Source organism: Flavobacterium sp. UBA7663 (assembly GCF_002483315.1).
Taxonomy (GTDB): Bacteria; Bacteroidota; Bacteroidia; order Flavobacteriales; family Flavobacteriaceae; genus Flavobacterium.
In genome coordinates this window covers 154796-175511 of record NZ_DLHR01000014.1, presented here as the reverse complement: position 1 = coordinate 175511, position 20716 = coordinate 154796, and the positions used below count along the sequence as shown (strand labels likewise).

Here is a 20716-nt window from a genome sequence, read left to right as displayed (position 1 = left end):
AATTATGCATGCATAATTTTTTAGTTAAAAAAATTGTAAAATTCATATTTTGTTATAATTTTGAAGTATTGATTATAACAAACAAAGAAAAAAACTAACACATTTTTACATTATGAGAAAATTACTTTCTTTAACATTATTGGCTTTGGCTGGCTCTACTGCTTTTGCAGGTGGATATAGAGTAAGCATTCAAGGACAAAAGCAATTGGCTATGGGGCACACTGGTGTTGCTGTGGTGAATAGTGCAGAGGTTGCTTTTTTCAACCCTGCAGGTATGGCTTATTTAGATAAAAAATTCAATTTATCTGTAGGAGCAAGTGGATTATTTGCAAAGACAAAGTTTCAAGAGAGTGTATTCAATACTACTGCATCTACTGAAAATTTTGGGACACCTTTTAGCTTATATGCAACATATAAAATTAACGATTGGTTTACAGCAGGCTTAGCAGTTTACACTCCTTATGGTAGTGCTGTTGAATGGGATCAAAATTGGCAAGGTGCCTATTTAGTTAACAATATTGATTTACAAGCTATTTTTGTTCAGCCAACTATTTCTGTTAGAGTTGGAGAACATTTTAGTGTTGGTGGTGGGCCAATTTACGCAACAGGTTCTGTGAATTTCAATAGAAATTTATATGCTTCAAATGGGACGTTTCAAGTTGATGGAGATCCAACAGATTTAACTTTGGATGCAAAAGGTATTTCGGCTTGGGGATATACTTTAGGTATGATGTTTAATCCTACTGATAAATTGCGTCTGGGAATGAATTATCGTTCAGAAATCATTATGGAAGCACGCGATGGTGATGCTAATTTTTCTGACGTGCCAGTCTTTGCACAATCATTGTTAACTAATACAACTTTTGATGCAGATTTACCTTTGCCAGCAGAATTAACAGTTGGATTATCTTATCAAGTTACTGATAAGTGGTTAGTTGCTTTTGATTTAAATCATACAATGTGGAGTGCTTATAAAAGCTTAGATGTGAAATTTAATAATGGATTACCTACTTCTGTAAATCCAAGAAACTACAAAGATGTTTCTACATATCGTTTTGGTACTCAATATAAAGCAAATGATAAATTTACCTTTAGAGCAGGATACTATTTTGATGAAAGTCCTGTTCAAGATACTTATTTTGCTCCAGAAACTCCAAGAAATGATTCAAATGCATTTACAGGAGGGTTAACATATCAATTAAATAACAAGTTAGGAATTGATTTTTCATTCTTATATATTCATTTTGATGAAATTGATAATTCTTACGAGCACAATCCTAATGGTGATTTTGCAGGAACATACAAATCTGTAGTGTTTTCTCCAGGTATTGGTATAACTTACGGTTTCTAATTTTAAAACAAAAAACGATGAAAAATAAATTTATATATTTAGCTATTTTAGCGGCTGGTTTTGCTTCATGTGAGCCAGAGTTTGAAAATCCAGTTGCTCAAGATTATTCAGCTGGTGATGCAGATTTTTCCACTTATGTTGCTGTTGGTAATTCATTAACTGCGGGTTATATGGATGGTACAGTTTCAAGAGGAAGCCAAGTTAATTCTTTTCCTAATTTATTAGCACAACAATTTGCTTTGGTTGGTGGTGGTGAATTTACACAGCCTTCTTTTGCAGAAGATGTTGATAATGTGGGAGGTATTTTAGGTGTGTCAGGATTTAACAAACGATTAGTTATTGATGCTCTTGAAGGTAGACCAGAAATTATTTCAACAGGAAATATTGGTGTAACTTTAACACCACAAGCTACTGCATATAACAATATGGGTGTTCCAGGAGCTAAGTCGTTTCATTTGTTAATACCAGGATACGGCTCACTTAATCCTTATTATGCAAGACACGCAACATCTCCAACCGCAACGGTTTTAGGTGATGCAATGTCAAAGAATCCAACATTTTTCACTAACTGGATTGGAGCAAATGATGTGTTATCATATGCTACTTCAGGAGGTATTGGTGTAGATAGAACAGGTAATCCAAATATTGCTGCTTATGGAATAAACGACATTACAGATCCTCAAGCGTTTGCATTTCATTATAATTTAATAATTAATGGTGGGGTTCATCCTAATTTTGGAACTGTAACGGGGTTAGCTCAAAATGGAGCAAAAGGTGTTGTTGCAACTGTTCCAAGTGTAACTTCTATTCCTTATTTTACAACGGTTCCTTATAATGCATTACCAGCAGAAGCAACTGCAACAAATGCTTCAGCTCTACAATTATATGGATTTTTGGCTCAAGTTACTGGTGGTCGAATTTCACCACTTTCTACTGCACCTGGTACAAAAAATCCAGTTTTAATTCTAGACGAAACTTTGTCAGATTTAAGCGGAACTATTTCTGGAGCTGCTTCAACAATTCCAACTTTAGCGCCTTTCGCAACTGCATTAGGACAACTTTATGGAAGAGCAAGACAAGCTACCTCAAATGATTTAATTTTATTACCAGCTTCAAGTAAGATAGGACAACCAAACCCTCTAGGGACAGCGCCATTCAATGTTAATGGAGTAACTTTTCCTTTACAAGATGGCGATGTTTTAATTCCTTCTGAAAAAACAGCTATTGCAAATGCTACAGCTGCTTATAATGCATCTATAATTTCAATAGCTAATGCAAATGACTTAGCTGTTGCCGATATGAATGTAATTTTAACACAATTGGTTTCTGGTTTAAGAGCAGAGAATGGGACTCTTTATACTGCAAATTATTTTAGTGGAGGAACTTCTGAATTTAAAGTTTTATTTTCTTTAGATGGTGTGCATCCAAACGCTAGAGGTTATTCAGTTATAGCAAATGAAGTTATAAAAGTCATTAACTCACATTACAATGCTAGATTACCTTTTTTAAATCCTAGTAATTTCCCTGGTATTAATATTGTTCCAACAAATTAGTATTTGAAATAAATTATTAAAAAAAGGCATCATTATTGATGCCTTTTTTTGTAACTTTAAATTTCTAAAGACAATAAAATGAATTTAATTATTAAACTTTTCATCAGTACAATTGTAGTGTTTGTACTTTCTTATTTTTTACCTGGAGTTCATGTTACTAGTTTAACAGGAGCCTTAATGGTGGCGGTTGTGTTAGGCCTGTTAAATACTTTTTTAAAGCCAATACTAGTGTTGCTTACAATTCCGGTTACTTTGTTTACGTTAGGTTTGTTCTTATTGGTTATCAATGCCATTATCATTTTGATCTGTGATTATTTTATTGCCGAGTTTAGAGTAGATGGTTTTTTAACAGCATTAATTTTTAGTGTTCTGTTATCAATTACTCAGTCAATTTTGAATAAAATCTTTATCGACGAAAAATAAATTTATAGCGAATTGAATTTCAATAAATTAAAAACTTGTTTGGGTTGTAAAAATTCTATAATTTTGCAACCCAAATTTTATGGTACTTAAATAAACAGATAATGAACATTACAAAAACGCAAGTTGATGCATTAAATGCTATTGTAACAGTAGCAATCACTAAAGAAGATTATTCGGATAAAGTAGAAAAAGTATTAGCTGACTATAGAAAAAATGCTGCTATTTCTGGTTTCAGAAAAGGAGCTGTTCCAATGAGTTTAATCCAAAAACAATATGGTAAAGCTGTTTTGTTAGAAGAAGTAAACAAAGTATTACAAACTTCTCTTAATAACTATTTAACTACTGAAAAATTAGATATCCTTGGAAATCCACTTCCAAAAGTAACAGATAGTATCGATTGGGATGCGGAAAATTTCTCTTTTGATTTCGAATTAGGATTAGCGCCTCAGTTTTCAGTTGATTTAACAGCTAAAAACAATGTTACAAAATTCAACGTTATTGCAGATGATAAAATGTTGAATGATCAAGTAGAAAGAATTCAAAAACAATACGGAAAATTAATTTCTCAAGCGGAAGTAAAAGCTGATTTTGAAATTAGAGGAACTTTTACAAACGAAGAAAAAGGAATCAACGCTCCCGCTAACTTCGGTTTAGATATTTTTGCTGATAAAAAAGTAGCTAAAGCTTTCATCGGAAAAAAAGTAGGTGATGTAGTTACTATCGGAACTAAAGGTTTATTCGATGACGATCACAAATTAATGGATTACTTAAAAGTAGGTCATGACGATGTTCACGGATTGGATATCAATGTTGATTTTACAATTGAAGAAATCAATGAAATTGAAAAAGCAGAATTAAATCAAGAATTATTAGATAAATTATTCGGACCTGGAGTTCTTTCTTCTGTAGAAGATTTAAAAGCTAGAATTAAAGAAGATGCTGAAGCACAATTTGCTCAACAAGCTGATCAAAAATTCTTAAATGATGTTACTGAGTTTTTAATCGAAACTACAAAGTTTGATTTGCCAGAGGCATTCTTAAAAAGATGGATTCAAAATGTAGGAGAAACTCCTTTAACTGCTGAACAAGCGGAAGAAGAATTTGCAAAATCTGAAAAAGGATTACGTTTCCAATTAATCGAAGGAAAAGTAATGGCTGATAATAATTTACAAATTACTTTCGAAGATTTAAAAGCACATACTGCTGATTTAATCAAGAAACAAATGGCTCAATTTGGTCAATTAAATCCTTCAGAAGATGAAATTAACGGAATTGTAGCTCGTGTAATGTCAAACCAAGATGAGGTAAAACGTTTATCAGAGCAAGTAATGAGCGAAAAAATGTTAGGTCTTTACAAAGAAAAAGTAAAAACGAAAACGAAAGAAGTAAATTACGATCAATTCATCAAAGAAATGTACGGAGAATAATATCTCACAAAAAATAATTATCTTTGAGCGTCAGACTAGTTTTGGCGCTTTTTTATTCTGTATTCAACAGCAGAATTTCTAAATATTAATTATTTAAACCATACAAAAATGAACTACGGAAAAGAATTTAAAAAATATGCTACTAAGCATCATGGAGTAAACAGTTTATATTACGATAAAATTGTTGGAAGTATGACTCCATATATTATTGAAGAACGCCAATTAAACGTAGCTTCAATGGATGTTTTCTCTCGTTTAATGATGGATAGAATTATCTTCATGGGAACTGGAGTTGACGATTATGTTGCCAATATTATTCAAGCACAATTGTTGTTTTTAGAAAGTGTTGATGCTTCTAAAGATATCAGTATTTATATCAATTCACCTGGAGGAAGTGTGTATGCTGGATTAGGAATTTACGATACTATGCAATTCGTAAAACCAGACGTAGCTACAATTTGTACAGGAATGGCGGCTTCTATGGGAGCGGTTTTATTGTGTGCTGGAGCAGAAGGAAAACGTTCGGCATTACCACATTCAAGAGTTATGATTCACCAACCATCTGGAGGCGCACAAGGTGTAGCAACAGATATGGAAATCAACTTGAAAGAAATGTTGAAATTAAAAGATGAATTGTATGAAATCATTTCTAAACATTCTGGACAATCGTTCGAAAAAGTGCACAAAGATTCTGAGCGCGATTATTGGATGATTGCCGCTGAAGCAAAAGAATACGGAATGATTGATGAGGTTTTAACAAGATAATTAATTTAAAGTTTCAAGTTTCAAGTTTCAGGTTTTATAACTTGAAACTTGAAACTTGAAACCAGAAACAAAAAATGGCTAAAGAAGTATTAGAGTGTTCATTCTGCGGAAGGAAAAAGCCTGAAACCAATTTATTAATTGCAGGGATTAATGCGCATATTTGCGACAAATGTATCGAACAAGCTCACGGAATTGTATTAGAGGAATTAAAACAATCAGGAAATTCCAATTTGGTTGCCGATTTGATTCTGTTGAAACCAAAAGAAATTCGTGCGTTTTTAGATGATTATGTTATTGGACAAGATCAAACTAAAAAAGTAATGAGTGTAGCGGTTTATAATCACTACAAACGTTTGATGCAAATTCAATTGGAAGACGAAGTTGAGATTGAAAAAAGTAACATCTTAATGGTTGGACAAACCGGAACAGGTAAAACATTAGTAGCAAAAACGATTGCAAAAATGTTGAATGTTCCATTGGCTATTGTTGATGCAACTGTTTTAACCGAAGCGGGTTACGTAGGAGAAGATGTGGAAAGTATTTTGACTCGTTTATTACAAGCGGCTGATTATGATGTAGCGAAAGCCGAGAGAGGAATTGTATTTATTGACGAAATTGATAAAATTGCTCGTAAAAGTGATAATCCATCAATTACGCGTGATGTTTCTGGTGAAGGTGTACAACAAGCTTTGTTGAAATTGTTAGAAGGAACAGTGGTTAATGTACCGCCAAAAGGAGGAAGAAAACATCCTGACCAAAAATTTGTTGAGGTAAACACTCAAAATATCTTATTTATTGCTGGTGGTGCTTTTGACGGAATCGAAAGAATCATTTCAAAACGTTTAAATAGACAAGCAGTTGGTTATAGTTCGTCTATTGGAACAGACCAAATTGATAAAGATAATTTACTGCAATATTTAATTCCTAAAGACGTCAAAGATTTTGGATTAATTCCAGAAATTATCGGTCGATTACCAGTTCTAACACACATGGATCCTTTGGATGCTGAAACGTTAAGAGCAATTTTAACAGAACCTAAAAATGCCTTAGTAAAACAATACAAAAAATTGTTTGAAATGGATGAAGTAACTTTAGAAATTGAAGAAGAAGCTTTAAATTATATTGTTTCTAAAGCTTTAGAATATAAATTGGGAGCTAGAGGATTACGTTCGTTGTGTGAAGCTATTTTAACCGATGCAATGTATGAATTGCCAAGTTCTGAAGACAAACATTTGCAAGTCACAAAAGAATATGCTGAAAACAGTTTGAGTAAAAATTTATTACAACGATTAAAAGCTGTTTCTTAATGAAAGTAATACAAACAAAAAGGTCGCCAATTGGCGACCTTTTTTATGATTAAGCATTTTTCTTTTGCTCTATTGTTTTTGTTTGTTTGGCGTTGCAATATCTTTTTTGACAACTCCATCCGCTTGAACATGATGTTAATAATACTAAAGTTGATAAGGCTAATACTAAAGAGATTTTTTTCATTTTTTTATTTGTGTTTAATTGAGAGTGTACTTTTTTATTTAACGATTTTGAATTCAACCCTTCTATTTGTTTGGTCTTGTTTAGCTGAACATTTCTCGCATTTTTCTAACAATTCGCTTTCACCAAAACCTTTGTAGGTTAACTGCGATGCAGGAATTCCTTTTTTAAGTAAATATTGGTAAGCTGCTTTTGCTCTGCTTTCTGATAATGTTTGGTTGTAAGTTTCAGAACCTTTGCTATCCGTGTGAGCGTTAATTGTAATACTCATATTAGGATTGTTTGTTAAAACTTCAACAATTTTGTTCAAAGATAATTCTGATTCTTTTTTAACACTAGATTTGTTAAAATCAAAATAGATATTTTCAATTACAATAGCATCATCAGTAACAATTGCTTTCTTCTGAGTTAAAGCAATGTTTTTATCTGTATCACCAGTTGCAATGTTTGTTTTCTTAGTTTCGTAACCATCTTTCATAACTTCAATGTTATAAAATGTTAATGGTTCTAAAGCTAGTTTGATTTTACCATTATTGTCTGATTGTGTTTCTGCTAATTTAGTTCCAAATTCATCTGTAACTACTACAGTAGCATTTGGTAAAGCGGTTTTAGTAACTTCTTCTACAATAGTATAGCTGAAATGTAAATTCTCTTGTTTTTTGATTTCGAACTTTAAAATATCAAAATTTCCAGATTGTTTTTTATCAGTAGAAATATATCCTTTAGATGGAGAAGTCATTACAAAAGCAACATCATCTCTTCTTGAGTTTAAATCAGTTCCTAAGTTCATCGCAGTTAAAAATGAATTATCAACGTAAGCTGATCTAAAAACATCATAACCTCCTAAATTTAAGTGGCCTTTTGAAGAAAAATATAAATATTTGTTGTCAGAAGACATATATGGATATTTCTCATCATCAGCTGTGTTTACATTTGGACCCAAATTAACTAATTTACCAACTGTTCCGTCTTCAGCAATGATAGCTTCGTAAATATCAAATCCACCATATCCACCAGGTATGTTTGATGCAATATAAATTTTCTTACCGTCAGGAGAAACACTTGGAGTTTCAGCTGAATATTGCTCTGGAACTACATTTAAATTAGTAATGTTTGTCCATTTTTTAGCATCTTTTTCGTTAAGAGTTGCTTTGTGTAAAGTAAATAACTGTTTGTTATTAGGGTTTTCTTGAGTATAAAAAATAGTTCTTTGATCAGAAGAAAATCCAATTGAACCTTCATCATTATCAGAGTCTAATGCTTGGGAGAAAAGTAAAGGAAAAGATAAATTTCCATCTTCTTTTACATCTACACAATATAAGTTGTTATTTGGAGTATTAGTAATTGGATTAACAGTTACATCTGCATGTCTTCTTTTCTTGTTTGACAAAATGATGTATTTGTTTTTAAAGAAAGTAGTGCCTATTTCGTTTAACTCTGAATTTATTCCAGTATCACTAATGATGAAGCTAATTCCTTTAGTATTCTTATTAATGGCATTCACAATGGCTTCGGCTCCTTCAGAACGTTTTGGTTCTTGTCCAAAAGATGCTAGGCTTCCTAAAAGTAAAAATAATGTAAGGATTTTGGTTAGTTTCATAAATTTAATTGCTTAAATGATAATTAGTTAATGATTAGTTAAATCGCGTGCAAAATTAGTGGTATTTTCCGTAAAAAAAATTATTATTTACTTTATTTGTTAAACTACATGTAAAAATTCGATATAATGCAAAAAAAATCGATTTACTGCATTTTGAGTAAATCGATTTTTTTGTGAATTCTGTAAATATATCCGTTTAACAGCAATATGTTTTGTCAAATTCTTTATGAATTGTGTTGTTTTTGGTTTTTTCTTTATAATTCTCGCATTTTCTGTATGATCCACATTTATAGCGTCTTGGCCCGCACGAAAGGGTCGTAACAAGTAGAATTAATAGGGTAAAAAGTAAGATTTTATTTTTCATACTATTTTATTGTAAAGATAATAGACTTTCTAAATACAATCGTTCGTTTGAAAGCCTTGGGATTTTATGTTGACCGCCTAATTTGTCTTGCTGTTTTAACCAATCGTAAAATAATTGTTCTCTCGCAACATTCAATACTAACGGATTTAGTGTCATATTGTTGTAGCGTTTTGCTTCGTAATCCGAATTTACGTGCTGAAGATTTTCATCTAAAGCTTTTCTGAAATTTTCTATGTTATCAGGTTTTGTTTTAAATTCGATAATCCATTCGTGAGCGCCTTTCTTTTTGTCAGTCATAAAAATAGGAGCAACGGTATAGTCTGTAATTTCGCAATTAAATTCTTTACAAGTTTTAGTAATAGTAGCATCGGTATTTTCAACCATTAACTCTTCTCCAAAAACGTTAATATGATGTTTGGTTCTTCCGGTAACTTTAATTCGGTAAGGACTTAATGAAGTAAAACGAATGGTATCTCCAATTAAATAGCGCCATAATCCCGAATTTGTCGTAATTACTAATGCATAATTCTTATTTAATTCTACTTGATTTAATCGAATAACATGTTGGTTTAATTTTCCAAAAGTATCCATCGGAATAAATTCGTAGAAAATTCCGTAATCTAACATCAACAATAATTCGTTAGAATCATTTTGATCTTGAATGGCAAAAAATCCTTCCGAAGCATTATAAATTTCGTAATATTTGAAACTCTCTTTTGGAAATAATTTCTTGTATTGTTCTCTATACGGGTCAAAATTTACGCCACCATGAAAATATACTTCTGCATTTGGCCAAAGTTCTAATAAATTAGATTTTCCAGTGGTTTCCAATGTTTTTTGAAGTAAAACCAACATCCAACTTGGAACACCAGCTAAACTTGTCACATTTTCGTTGATGGTTTCATTGATAATGGCAGGAAGTTTGGTTTCCCAATCGCCCATTAAAGATATTTTACTGCTTGGTGTAGAGCTAAATTCGGCCCAAATCGGCATGTTATCAATCAAAATTGCTGATAAATCACCAAAAAAAGTATTGTTGTTTTCGTATAATTGTTTGCTTCCGCCCAAGCGCAAACTTTTTCCAGTAAACATTTGCGACTCTTCGTTGTTGTTTAAGTACAAACATAATAAGTCTTTACTGGCTTTGTAATGACAATTTTCTAATGCTTCTGAACTTACTGGAATAAATTTGCTTTTTGCATTAGTGGTTCCGCTCGATTTTGCGAACCATTTAATATTTGAATGCCAAAATACATTTTGTTCGCCTTGTCTGGTTTTTTCAATAAGAGGTTCTAATTCTTCATAGCTAGAGACAGGAATTCTTTCTGAAAAAGAAGTATAACTTTTCATTGAAGAAAAATCATATTTCTTTCCAAGTTGTGTGTTTTCAGAAGCTTTTATTAGATTAAAAAGTAATTCTTCTTGTACTTCGTGCGGATATTTTAAAAACAATTCCATTTGATGAATTCGCTTTTTTAAAATCCAAGTGGCAAAAGAATTTATTATTTGTAATGGCATTTACCTATTTCTAATTTTGAATTATTAAATTGGAATAATAACTTTACCAAAAATAGCATTTTTTTCAAATAATCGGACAAAAAAGAAAATCTTTACACGAAATGATATATCAAGGCACACTTTCTAAAATGCAAACCGAATTTGGTAACCCAATTCAGTATTATTTAGTTTTTGAAAATAGTTTTTTAAATATTAACCAACTTTTAGGAAAAGACATTGAAATTGAGTTTCAAGGCTACCAATGTTTAAATTGCGGAAAAGCGAAAAAGATTTTTCGTCAAGGATTTTGTTACGATTGTTTTATGAGCAGTCCAGCAGTAGGCGATTGGATTATGAAACCCGAATTAAGCACTGCCCATTTAGATATTGAAGATAGAGATTTAGCTTACGAAAAGCGAGTGCAATTGCAACCGCATGTGGTGTATTTGGCTTTATCGAGTGAAGTAAAAGTGGGAGTTACCCGAAAAACACAAGTTCCTACACGATGGATCGATCAAGGTGCGGTGCAAGCTATTCCAATTGTAGAAGTACCAAATAGATATTTAGCAGGAATTACGGAAGTAGCATTGAAAAACCATTTTGCCGATAAAACCAATTGGCAAAAAATGCTAAAAAACGAAGTACCTAACATGGACTTGATTTCAGAACGAAATAAAGTATTGGATTGGCTACCAAATGAAGTGAAAGACTATTTCCCAAAAGAAGAAAAAATCATTCAATTGGATTTTCCTGTTTTACAATATCCTAAAAAAGTAACGAGTTTAAATTTAGACAAAACACCAAATTTTACTGGTAAGTTATCAGGAATAAAAGGGCAATACTTGCTTTTCGAAGACGGAACCGTTTTTAATGTAAGAACCTATGAAGGTTATGTAGTGAAGATGAGTTTATAAAACAAAAACCCTTTCAAATTTTGAAAGGGTTTTTGTTTTTATTTAAAATTTTGTGTTTATTCTTTTTTCTTTTTTCCTCCTAATAAACCTTTTAAAGCGTCTGTTGCTTTGGTTTTAATTTCTTCTTTTGGAGTGGTTTTTGGTTTTGTAGTATCTGTTGCTGTTGTAGTTCCAGATGCATTATTCTTAGTTCCGCCAATTAAATTTCCTAAAGCAGTTGTGCCTTGATTTACTAATTTGTCCTTTTGCATTTTAACCAATTGTGAAGTCAAATTTGTAGAAGCTTGTTTTAAATCGGTATTAAATTTAGGTTGCGAAAAGTTACCTGTCATTAAACCATTTACTGGAATACTTGTGATTTGTTTTTGGTCAGCAGGCGTTAATTTTGCAATTAAATTAGTTACGTCTTTTCCTAAATATTTTACAGGAACGTCAAATTTCAAATTGTAATTCATGCTTTGATCAAATCCATGTGTTCCGCCAACATTTACAGTAATATCTTGGTATTTGATATCCATTGGTTTTAGATTTACTTTTCCGTCTTTGAATGATAAGGCAGCTTTAACGTCGTTTAAATTCAACTTGTTTAAATCGATGAATTTCATGTTTGAACTCAATACGGTTAGCATTGCCGAGTTTTTATCATTAACTGTTGTAGAAAGTAACTGCCCAAATAAATCACCCGAAATAGTTTTTAAATTTGGTGTCATGTCTTGTTGTAAATCACCCGATAATTTAATTGTCGAATTCAATTTTCCGTTAATCACACCAGCAATAGGAGCAATCGATTTTAGCATGTCTAATTGTGTAAACGATTCAGCAATATTTACTTTGTCTAAACCTAAATTCATGTTAAATGTTGGTGTTTTTCCTTTAGTTGAAACCGTTCCAGTTAAACCGATATTTCCACCAAAAATGCTCATTTTTAAATTATTTAAGGTTACCGCTTCATCACGAATAACCATATTGCCTGAAACATCTTGCAAATTCAAATTGTCGTAAACCACAGTTTTTGCTTTTGCAGTAATACTACAATCTAAAAACGAAGGGATTTTTACCGCTTCTGTAGTTTTTTTGCCTTCTTCCGTAGTGGTTGTTGTTGGCGCCATAAAATCAGAAACGACTAATTTTGTCGAATTCATATTGAAATTTCCTTTCAGAATTTGGTTTTTGAATACAAATCCGTAAAAGTTATCCAATGTTCCGGTTACTTGCAAATCGGAAGTTCCTGTTTTGGCATCAAATTGATTCAAACGAATTTGACTCGGATTAAATGCAACTGCAGCTTGATTGATTTTGAAAGGTTTTGCCATTTCTGGACCTTCATAATTGAATCCAGTCAAACTCACAACTCCAGAATTTTGAATGTTTTGATATTGAGAAGTTTCAACTGATTTCATATCAAACTTCGTTTTTACATCGGCTTTTAAAATTCCGGTTAACGGTTTGTCTAATTTTACTGGATAGGCTTTGGTAACATTCGCTAAATTGATAGTTCCTTTTAATTCGGCATCAACTAAAGCATTTGTTGCTATGTTTCTAATATTTGCTTTTGCATTAAAAACGTCTTGGTCAATTGAAAATGCAAGTTTGTTCAAATTCACATACGTGTCGTTCATTAACCCAGTTTCGTTGATGATGTGCGTGTCAATCACAATGTTTTTAACTGATTTTGGTAAATCTGGATATTGAAAAGACGCATTATTAGAAGCGATTTTTACATCAAAAGCAGGAATCGTGGTTTCGGTTAAATTACCTTTTACTTTTCCGTCTACCGAAAATTGTCCGGTTGTTTTTACTTTGTTGATATCGCCTGAATAAGCTGCTGGAATTAATCCCAAGAAGTTTTTGAAATCAGAAGTTGGTGTTTTGAATGTTAAATCATAGGTTTGACCCGCTTCCACCATTTGAATAAATCCGTTGAATTCTAATGGTAATTGATTGATTAATGCTTTGTTGTCTTTAAATTCGTATTTGCTTTTCTCTAAATCAATTCCTAAAATGGCATCTAATGAAATGGCTACATTGTTCATGTAGTTCATTTTGTCCATATCAAAAGATAGTTTTGCTGTTGTTTTAGTTTCTAAATCTAATTTTTGAGCAGCAAAATTTCCTTTTCCTTGGTGATTAATGCTGTCTAACACCATTTTCATTTTTGAACCTTCGTCAATGTAAGTGAATTTTAAATTTTCTACTTCATAATCCTGAATATTCAATGCAAACGGTTTGCTGTCAGAAGATTTTTTATCAGCTTCTTCTTTTAATGCAATGTCAAAATTCCCTAAACCATCTTTATTAAAAATGATGTTTACAATCCCGTCAACTACACTAAAACTTTCTAAATTCATAGCTTCGCCATCTCCTTTAAAAAGTTCTTTTACACTCATAGTTACATTGGTTTCACCAGCATATAAAAGGGTGTCTTTTTCGAAAGGTGCTTTTGTAATAATGCTCAATTTTTCAATCGTAACATTAGCTTGCGGAAAACTTTTGAACAAACTCAAATCTACATCTTCAAATGCAATGTTGGCATTTACATTTTCGTTCAAAGTTTTAGCAATCATTTCCTTGATTTTATCTTTGAATAAAAAAGGCGCAGCTGCCAATGCGATGATGGTTACTAATAGGAAAATTCCAGTTCCTTTTAAGATTTTTTTCAACATAATTTTACTTTTTAAGAGTGCGAATAGATTTTTTGTTTCGATTTGTAATCAAATTATCATGTATTTACTACAAAAGTAGTACCAAAAATATAGATTGGGATTAAAGCTACGTTAAACTTATAAAAAAAATCCCAAAAACAAATTGCTTTTGGGATTTTTATGTGTTTGAATTTGAATTAGTTTATTACAATTTCATAAGGCATAATGGCTTGGATTCCTTTTCTGCTTTTAACACGTTTGATTTGTTCCAGCATTTGAAAGCCTTCTTCGCCTAATTGCTCTTTTAATAATTGTTCTTTAGTTTTAAACATTGCTATTCCAGTGAAATTAGCTAATAAATCTTCAAAGTTTTTCTCGTATTCTGGATAGTTTTCTGTTCTGTAAGAAGAAGTTTTCCCAAGTTTAGCTGCGTATTTGATTGCTGCATCTAAACCTCCGATTTCATCTACTAAGCCAAGTTTGTGAGCGTCAACACCTGTCCAAACTCTTCCTTGTGCTATAGCATCAACTTCTTCAGTTGTCATTTTTCTACCATCAGCTACACGTTTTAAGAAAGTAGCGTATGTTTTTTCGATGCTTTCTAAAACAAATCCTTTGAAATTTTCTTCAATTGGCTCAAAAACACTATAGCCGCTTGCGTTTTCGTGTGTTTTCACTTGTTCGGCATTAATTCCGATATTTTTGCCTAGTTGGTTCATGTTCGGTAACATTCCGAAAACACCAATCGAACCTGTAATCGTATTTGGTTCAGCGAAAATTCTATCCGCATTAGCCGCAATATAATAACCACCTGAAGCTGCATAATTACCCATAGAAACAACTACTGGTTTGACTTTTTTAGTGATTTCAATTTCTCTCCAAATCAATTCAGAAGTTAAAGCGCTTCCTCCAGGACTATTCACACGTAAAACAATTGCTTTTACATCTTCATCTTCACGAGCTTCTTGTAAAGAACGTTTGATAGAACCTTCACCAATTACATTAACATCGCCTTCACCACCTGCAATTTCACCTTGAGCATAAATTACAGCAATAATGTCATTTTTAGAGTAATCTTCAACTGTAGAAGATGCTTTTTTAGCATAATCAGTAATGCTAACAATATCGTATTTTTCTTTTTTGTCTACTTTTAATTTCGCTCTAATCATATCATGATACTCATCTTCATATGCTACTTTGTCAACTAATTTATTAGCTAAAGCTAATTCAGGAGTTCTTGCACCTAAAGTATTGGCTATAGCATTCAATTGAGCAATAGATAATTTTCTGCTTTTAGAAATATCGGCAACAATTGTATTCCAAACCGAGTTCAATAAAACCGTCATTTGTTCACGATTTTCCGGACTCATTTCTTGAGCTAAGAAAGGTTCTACTGCACTTTTGTATTTTCCATGACGAATAACTTCCATTTTTACACCCGATTTCTCTTGTAAATCTTTCATGTATATAATTTCAGAAGATAGTCCTTTGAAATCAACTTCTCCCATTGGATTCAAATACACTTGATCGGCAACCGAATTCAAGTAATATTCACCTTGCGTATAATAATTTGCATAAGCATAAACAAATTTGCCTGATTTTTTAAACTCTTCTAATTTATCACGAACGGCTTTGCTTTGCGCTAATCCTAACTGAGATTGATTGTTTAAAATAGAAATTCCTTTGATTTTGTCATCGGTTTTAGCTGCTTCAATCGCATTTAAAATATCTGTTACACCATCATGGTGTGCTTCAAAGTAATTGAAGTCTTTGTAATTTGTTTTTCCAGCATAGTCTAAAGATACTTTTGATAAATCCAATTCAATAACCGAATTCTTTTTTACACTAACCGTGTCATCTCCACTACCTGCAATGGCACCAATGATTATAATTCCGAAGAAAAAAATCATACAAAAAATAAATATACCTACAATTGTAGCTAATACATTTCCTAAAAATCTCATTTCAATTTATTTATTAATTACCTAATTAGTAGTTAAAAGCATAAAATTGTTACATGTTCATAAAAAAACAAGAAAGGTAAATTATAAGTCTAAAATTGTTTGTTATTTTGCCAATATGAGTCAACATCAAGTCATTTTATCATTAGGAAGTAATCAAGGCAATCGATTAGAAACGATTCAGTCTTGTATTGATTTGATTCATAACGAAGTAGCAACAGTTGTAAAGGTTTCCAAAATTTATGAAACACCTGCTTGGGGTTTTGAAAGCGAACCTTTTTATAACGCTGCTATTCTAATTCATACGTCAAAATCGGCTCAAAAAATTTTGAAGCAGGTTTTAAAAGTAGAGAAGAAGTTAGGAAGAATTCGTTCTAAAGATTCAGGTTATCAAGCCCGAATTATTGATGTAGATATAATTGCTTTTGATGAAGAAATTATTTTGACAGAAACTTTGGAAGTTCCACACTCATTAATGCATAATCGCAAATTTGTTTTGCAACCGATGTCAGATTTAGGATTAAATTGGGAACATCCAACTTTAAAGAAATCTATTACACAACTATTACTTCAAACCGAAGACAAAAGCGAAATAAAAGCTGTTCATTCTATAATTTCTCCAATTGAAAAACTCCAATTACAACAATTCAATTACATTGCGATTGAAGGAAATATTGGAGCAGGAAAAACTACTTTGTCAACTAAAATAGCCGAAGATTGCAATGCTAAATTAGTTTTAGAACGTTTTGCTGACAATCCGTTTTTGCCGAAGTTTTATAAAGACCAAAGTCGTTATGCGTTTCCTTTAGAAATGTCGTTTTTAGCTGACAGATACCAACAATTAGCTGATGATTTAGCGCAATTTGACTTATTTAAAGATTTTGTAGTGGCCGATTACCACATTTTTAAATCCTTGATTTTTGCCAAAGTTACGCTTCAAGAAGACGAATTTCGTTTGTATAAAACCATGTTTGACATCATCCACAAAGAAATGCCAAAACCTGATTTGTACGTGTATTTGTATCAAAATACTGAACGCCTTTTAGAAAACATCAAAAAGCGTGGCAGAAGCTATGAGCAAGAAATTCCGGCAGATTATTTAGAAAAAATCAATCAAGGTTATCTAGATTACATTAAAACGCAAACCGATTTGAATGTGTTAATTATTGATGTTTCGGATTTAGATTTTGTGAAAAAACAAGAAGATTATGTGTTTTTGTTGAATGAGATTAACAACAAGATTAAAAATTGATTTTGGAACACAGATTAAACGGATTTACACAGATTTTAAAAATTTATTTAATTTCTTCAATCTTTGTTCCGAAAATTTTACTTCATTTTTTGAAACAAATCCCAAATTACAATCCCAGCACTCACCGAAATATTCAACGAATGTTTGCTTCCCAATTGCGGAATTTCAATCACGCCATCGCTTAAATTAATAGCCTCTTGCGAAACACCTTTTACTTCGTTTCCAAAGATTAAGGCATATTTGATATTAGTTTCTGGTTGAAAATCATCCAACATAATGGCATTTTCAGTTTGTTCCACCGAATACACTTTTACATTTTCTTGTTTCAATTGATTTACCACTTCTAAAACGTCTTTCGCATATTCCCAAGTCACAGTTTCAGTAGCGCCAAGAGCAGTTTTGTGAATTTCTTTGTTGGGCGGAGTAGCCGTAATACCACACAAATAAATCTTTTCAATCAAAAAAGCATCCGAAGTTCTAAAAACAGAACCAATATTGTGTAAACTTCTAATATCGTCTAAGATTACAATGATAGGTGTTTTTTGAGCCTTTTTAAACTCGTTGATGTTTTTGCGTTCTAATTCTGCGTTGGCTAATTTTCTCATGTGGCAAAAGTAAAGATTAATTATAAAACTTTAAAACTTGATTTTTGAAATTGATATTGTCATTGTCTTTGAAATTATTACCTTCGCAATCATACTTAAAATTTGAAATTGTGGCTAAAAAATCTGCAGCAACTCCCGATAAAGCACCGAAGGAAACACCATTAATGAAACAATACAACGAGATAAAAAACAAATATCCCGATGCGTGTTTGTTGTTTCGTGTGGGCGATTTTTATGAAACTTTTGGAGATGATGCCGTGCGTGCGTCACAAATTTTAGGTATTACATTAACTAAAAGAGGTGCAGGTTCTGAAACCGAAACTGCTTTAGCAGGATTTCCGCATCATTCAATTAATACTTATTTACCCAAGTTAGTTAAAGCCGGACTTCGAGTAGCGATTTGCGACCAATTAGAAGATCCAAAAATGACTAAAACCATCGTAAAACGTGGTGTTACGGAATTAGTTACGCCTGGAGTTTCGATGAATGATGAGGTGTTGCAATCCAAGTCAAATAACTTTTTAGCATCTGTTCATTTTGGTAAAAAATCACTTGGTGTAGCTTTTTTGGACGTTTCTACAGGTGAATTTTTGGTTTCGCAAGGCAATGAAGAATACATTGATAAACTATTACAAAACTTCCGTCCAAGTGAAATTTTAATTCCGAAACAGTTTAAAAATCAGTTTAATTCGGTTTTTGGAGACGATTTTCATACCTTCTTTTTGGAAGATTGGGTGTATAAAGAAGATTATGCGTTAGAAAGTTTGACCAAACACTTTCAAACCAATTCGCTAAAAGGTTTTGGTGTAGAAGAATTAACTGAAGGTTTGATTGCTTCGGGTGCGATTTTGTTTTATTTGTCGGAAACGCAACATAACAAGATACAGCACATTACCAATATTCAACGTATTGCCGAAGATGCTTATGTTTGGATGGATAAATTTACCATTCGAAATTTAGAATTATATCATAGTTATAATCCGAATGCGGTAACGCTTTTAGATGTGATTGACAGAACGCTTTCGCCAATGGGAGCAAGGCTTTTGAAACGTTGGTTGGCGCTTCCGTTGAAAGATATTTCAAAAATCAGAAGTCGCCATGAAGTGATATCATATCTAAAAACGAATCCTGAAGTTTTACAACAAATTCAATATCAAATCAAACAAATTTCCGATTTAGAACGTTTGATTTCAAAAGTAGCAACAGGAAAAATTTCGCCAAGAGAAGTTAATTTCTTGAAAGATTCGTTAGATGCGATTATTCCAATAAAAACCTTGGCTTTAGAAAGCTCAAATGAAGCTTTACGAGTAATTGGGGACAGTTTACATGCTTGTGAATTGTTACGCGAAAAAATCAAAACGACTATTCAAGAAGATGCTCCAGTTAGTGTAAATAAAGGAAACGCAATTGCTATCGGAGTTCATTCAGAATTAGATGAATTACGAGCGATTTCTTCCACTGGAAAAGGGTATTTAGAGGAATTAGAACAACGCGAAAGTATTGCTTCTGGAATTCCTTCCTTGAAAGTTTCGTTCAATAACGTTTTTGGTTATTATATTGAAGTTCGAAATACACATAAAGATAAAGTTCCAGCCGAATGGATTCGTAAGCAAACCTTAGTGAATGCTGAACGATACATTACTGAAGAATTAAAAGAATACGAATCTAAAATTTTAGGTGCAGAAGAAAAAATTCATCAATTAGAAAATCAGTTGTTTGAGCAATTGGTCAATTGGATTGCTACTTATATAAAACACGTTCAGTTGAATGCCAATTTAATTGCGCAATTGGATTGTTTGACTTCTTTCACGCAATTAGCGATTGATAATAAGTATGTTTGCCCAGATTTAGATGAAAGTTATGATTTAGAAATTAAAGAAGGGCGTCATCCTGTAATTGAAAATCAATTACCGGTTGGCGTTCCGTATATTTCGAATGACGTCTATTTGGATAGAGAAACTCAGCAAATCATCATGATTACCGGTCCGAATATGTCGGGTAAATCGGCGATTTTGCGTCAAACGGCTTTGATTGTTTTAATGGCGCAAATGGGAAGTTTTGTTCCGGCAGAAAGCGTGAGAATGGGTGTTGTGGATAAAATTTTCACCAGAGTAGGAGCAAGTGATAATATTTCGATGGGTGAATCTACTTTTATGGTAGAAATGAACGAAACCGCTTCGATTTTGAACAATATTTCAGAAAGAAGTTTGGTGCTGTTAGATGAAATTGGAAGAGGAACTTCAACCTATGATGGAATTTCAATTGCATGGGCGATTTCAGAATATTTGCATGAACATCCAAACAAACCGAAAACACTTTTTGCTACGCATTATCACGAATTAAACGAAATGGAAGTTACGTTTGACAGAATTCAGAATTTTAATGTTTCGGTAAAAGAATTAAAAGATACCGTTTTATTTATTCGTAAATTAGTGAAAGGCGGAAGCGCACATAGTTTTGGTATTCACGTAGCAAAAATGGCAGGAATGCCTCAAATTGTGATTCAAAAAGCGCAAAAATTATTGAAGCAATTGGAAAAAAGACATTCCAGTGAAGAATTATCTGGAATTAAATCGGCTAATGATGAATTGCAATTGAGTTTCTTTAATTTAGACGATCCGCTTTTGGAAGATATTAAGGAAGAAATCATGAATATCGACATCAATACTTTAACTCCTGTGGAAGCTTTAATGAAGCTAAACGAAATAAAACGAATGCTGGTTAAAAAATAATTTTAAAATAAAATATTCGTTATCAAAAGGTTATAAAAAAGTTTCAATTTTTATTTAAAAAGTACTTGCAAGAATAAAAATATGTACTATATTTGCACTCGCAATACGGAACAAGTATAGCAACGTTCTTTAAAGTTTATTA

At 32.2% G+C, this 20716-nt stretch carries 15 protein-coding genes; 9 read left to right on the top strand and 6 right to left on the bottom strand.

Annotated elements, in window-relative coordinates; translation table 11 throughout:
- The first annotated feature begins 112 nt into the window (after positions 1-112).
- The 6 genes from B2741_RS04630 (at position 113) to clpX (ending at position 6826) form a co-directional block, all read left to right on the top strand.
- Positions 113-1351, top strand: a complete 1239-nt coding sequence (locus B2741_RS04630) for an OmpP1/FadL family transporter (RefSeq protein ID WP_291135848.1) — start codon at positions 113-115, stop codon at positions 1349-1351.
- 17 nt (positions 1352-1368) lie between these two features.
- Positions 1369-2904, top strand: coding sequence for a G-D-S-L family lipolytic protein (locus tag B2741_RS04625; RefSeq protein WP_291135847.1), 1536 nt, complete (start codon positions 1369-1371; stop codon positions 2902-2904).
- Between the two features lie 78 nt (positions 2905-2982).
- Positions 2983-3327: a phage holin family protein gene (locus B2741_RS04620; RefSeq protein ID WP_291135846.1), complete on the top strand. Its 345-nt coding sequence runs from the start codon at positions 2983-2985 to the stop codon at positions 3325-3327.
- 101 nt (positions 3328-3428) lie between these two features.
- The gene (gene tig / locus B2741_RS04615; RefSeq protein ID WP_291135844.1) at positions 3429-4754 is read left to right on the top strand and encodes a trigger factor; all 1326 of its coding nucleotides are present in this window, start codon (positions 3429-3431) and stop codon (positions 4752-4754) included.
- 108 nt (positions 4755-4862) lie between these two features.
- On the top strand, positions 4863-5519 hold the full coding sequence (gene clpP, locus B2741_RS04610) for an ATP-dependent Clp endopeptidase proteolytic subunit ClpP (protein ID WP_262319236.1): 657 nt from the start codon (positions 4863-4865) through the stop codon (positions 5517-5519).
- Between the two features lie 74 nt (positions 5520-5593).
- Positions 5594-6826: an ATP-dependent Clp protease ATP-binding subunit ClpX gene (gene clpX / locus B2741_RS04605; protein WP_291135842.1), complete on the top strand. Its 1233-nt coding sequence runs from the start codon at positions 5594-5596 to the stop codon at positions 6824-6826.
- A 49-nt stretch (positions 6827-6875) separates the two neighbouring features.
- Here clpX and B2741_RS04600 read toward each other — a convergent pair whose 3' ends face one another.
- The 3 genes from B2741_RS04600 to B2741_RS04590 form a co-directional block, all read right to left on the bottom strand.
- Positions 6876-7010 carry a hypothetical protein gene (locus B2741_RS04600; protein ID WP_291135840.1) on the bottom strand — a complete coding sequence of 45 codons (135 nt, stop codon included), beginning with the start codon at positions 7008-7010 and terminating at the stop codon, positions 6876-6878.
- Between the two features lie 34 nt (positions 7011-7044).
- Entirely contained in the window at positions 7045-8607 is a 1563-nt protein-coding gene (locus B2741_RS04595) for an OmpA family protein (RefSeq protein ID WP_291135839.1), read from the bottom strand.
- 370 nt (positions 8608-8977) lie between these two features.
- Positions 8978-10489 carry a GH3 auxin-responsive promoter family protein gene (locus B2741_RS04590; RefSeq protein WP_291135838.1) on the bottom strand — a complete coding sequence of 504 codons (1512 nt, stop codon included), beginning with the start codon at positions 10487-10489 and terminating at the stop codon, positions 8978-8980.
- A gap of 101 nt (positions 10490-10590) precedes the next feature.
- Between B2741_RS04590 and B2741_RS04585 the strand changes: the two genes are divergently transcribed.
- The gene (locus B2741_RS04585; protein WP_133608330.1) at positions 10591-11382 is read left to right on the top strand and encodes a DUF2797 domain-containing protein; all 792 of its coding nucleotides are present in this window, start codon (positions 10591-10593) and stop codon (positions 11380-11382) included.
- 56 nt (positions 11383-11438) lie between these two features.
- Here the strand turns inward: B2741_RS04585 and B2741_RS04580 are convergent, their stop codons facing one another.
- Positions 11439-14045, bottom strand: coding sequence for an AsmA family protein (locus tag B2741_RS04580; RefSeq protein WP_291135837.1), 2607 nt, complete (start codon positions 14043-14045; stop codon positions 11439-11441).
- 176 nt (positions 14046-14221) lie between these two features.
- Positions 14222-15988 (bottom strand): signal peptide peptidase SppA, encoded by a 1767-nt coding sequence (gene sppA / locus B2741_RS04575; protein ID WP_291135836.1) that lies wholly within the window; start codon positions 15986-15988, stop codon positions 14222-14224.
- A gap of 115 nt (positions 15989-16103) precedes the next feature.
- Here sppA and folK point away from each other — a divergent pair, with 115 nt between their 5' ends.
- Entirely contained in the window at positions 16104-17237 is a 1134-nt protein-coding gene (folK, locus tag B2741_RS04570) for a 2-amino-4-hydroxy-6-hydroxymethyldihydropteridine diphosphokinase (RefSeq protein ID WP_291135835.1), read from the top strand.
- Positions 17238-17314: 77 nt separating this feature from the next.
- Here folK and B2741_RS04565 read toward each other — a convergent pair whose 3' ends face one another.
- Positions 17315-17842 (bottom strand): RNA methyltransferase, encoded by a 528-nt coding sequence (locus tag B2741_RS04565; RefSeq protein WP_291135834.1) that lies wholly within the window; start codon positions 17840-17842, stop codon positions 17315-17317.
- 164 nt (positions 17843-18006) lie between these two features.
- On the opposite strand from B2741_RS04565, the gene mutS reads away from it, so the two are divergent.
- Positions 18007-20574 (top strand): DNA mismatch repair protein MutS, encoded by a 2568-nt coding sequence (gene mutS, locus B2741_RS04560; RefSeq protein ID WP_291135855.1) that lies wholly within the window; start codon positions 18007-18009, stop codon positions 20572-20574.
- Positions 20575-20716 lie beyond the last annotated feature (142 nt).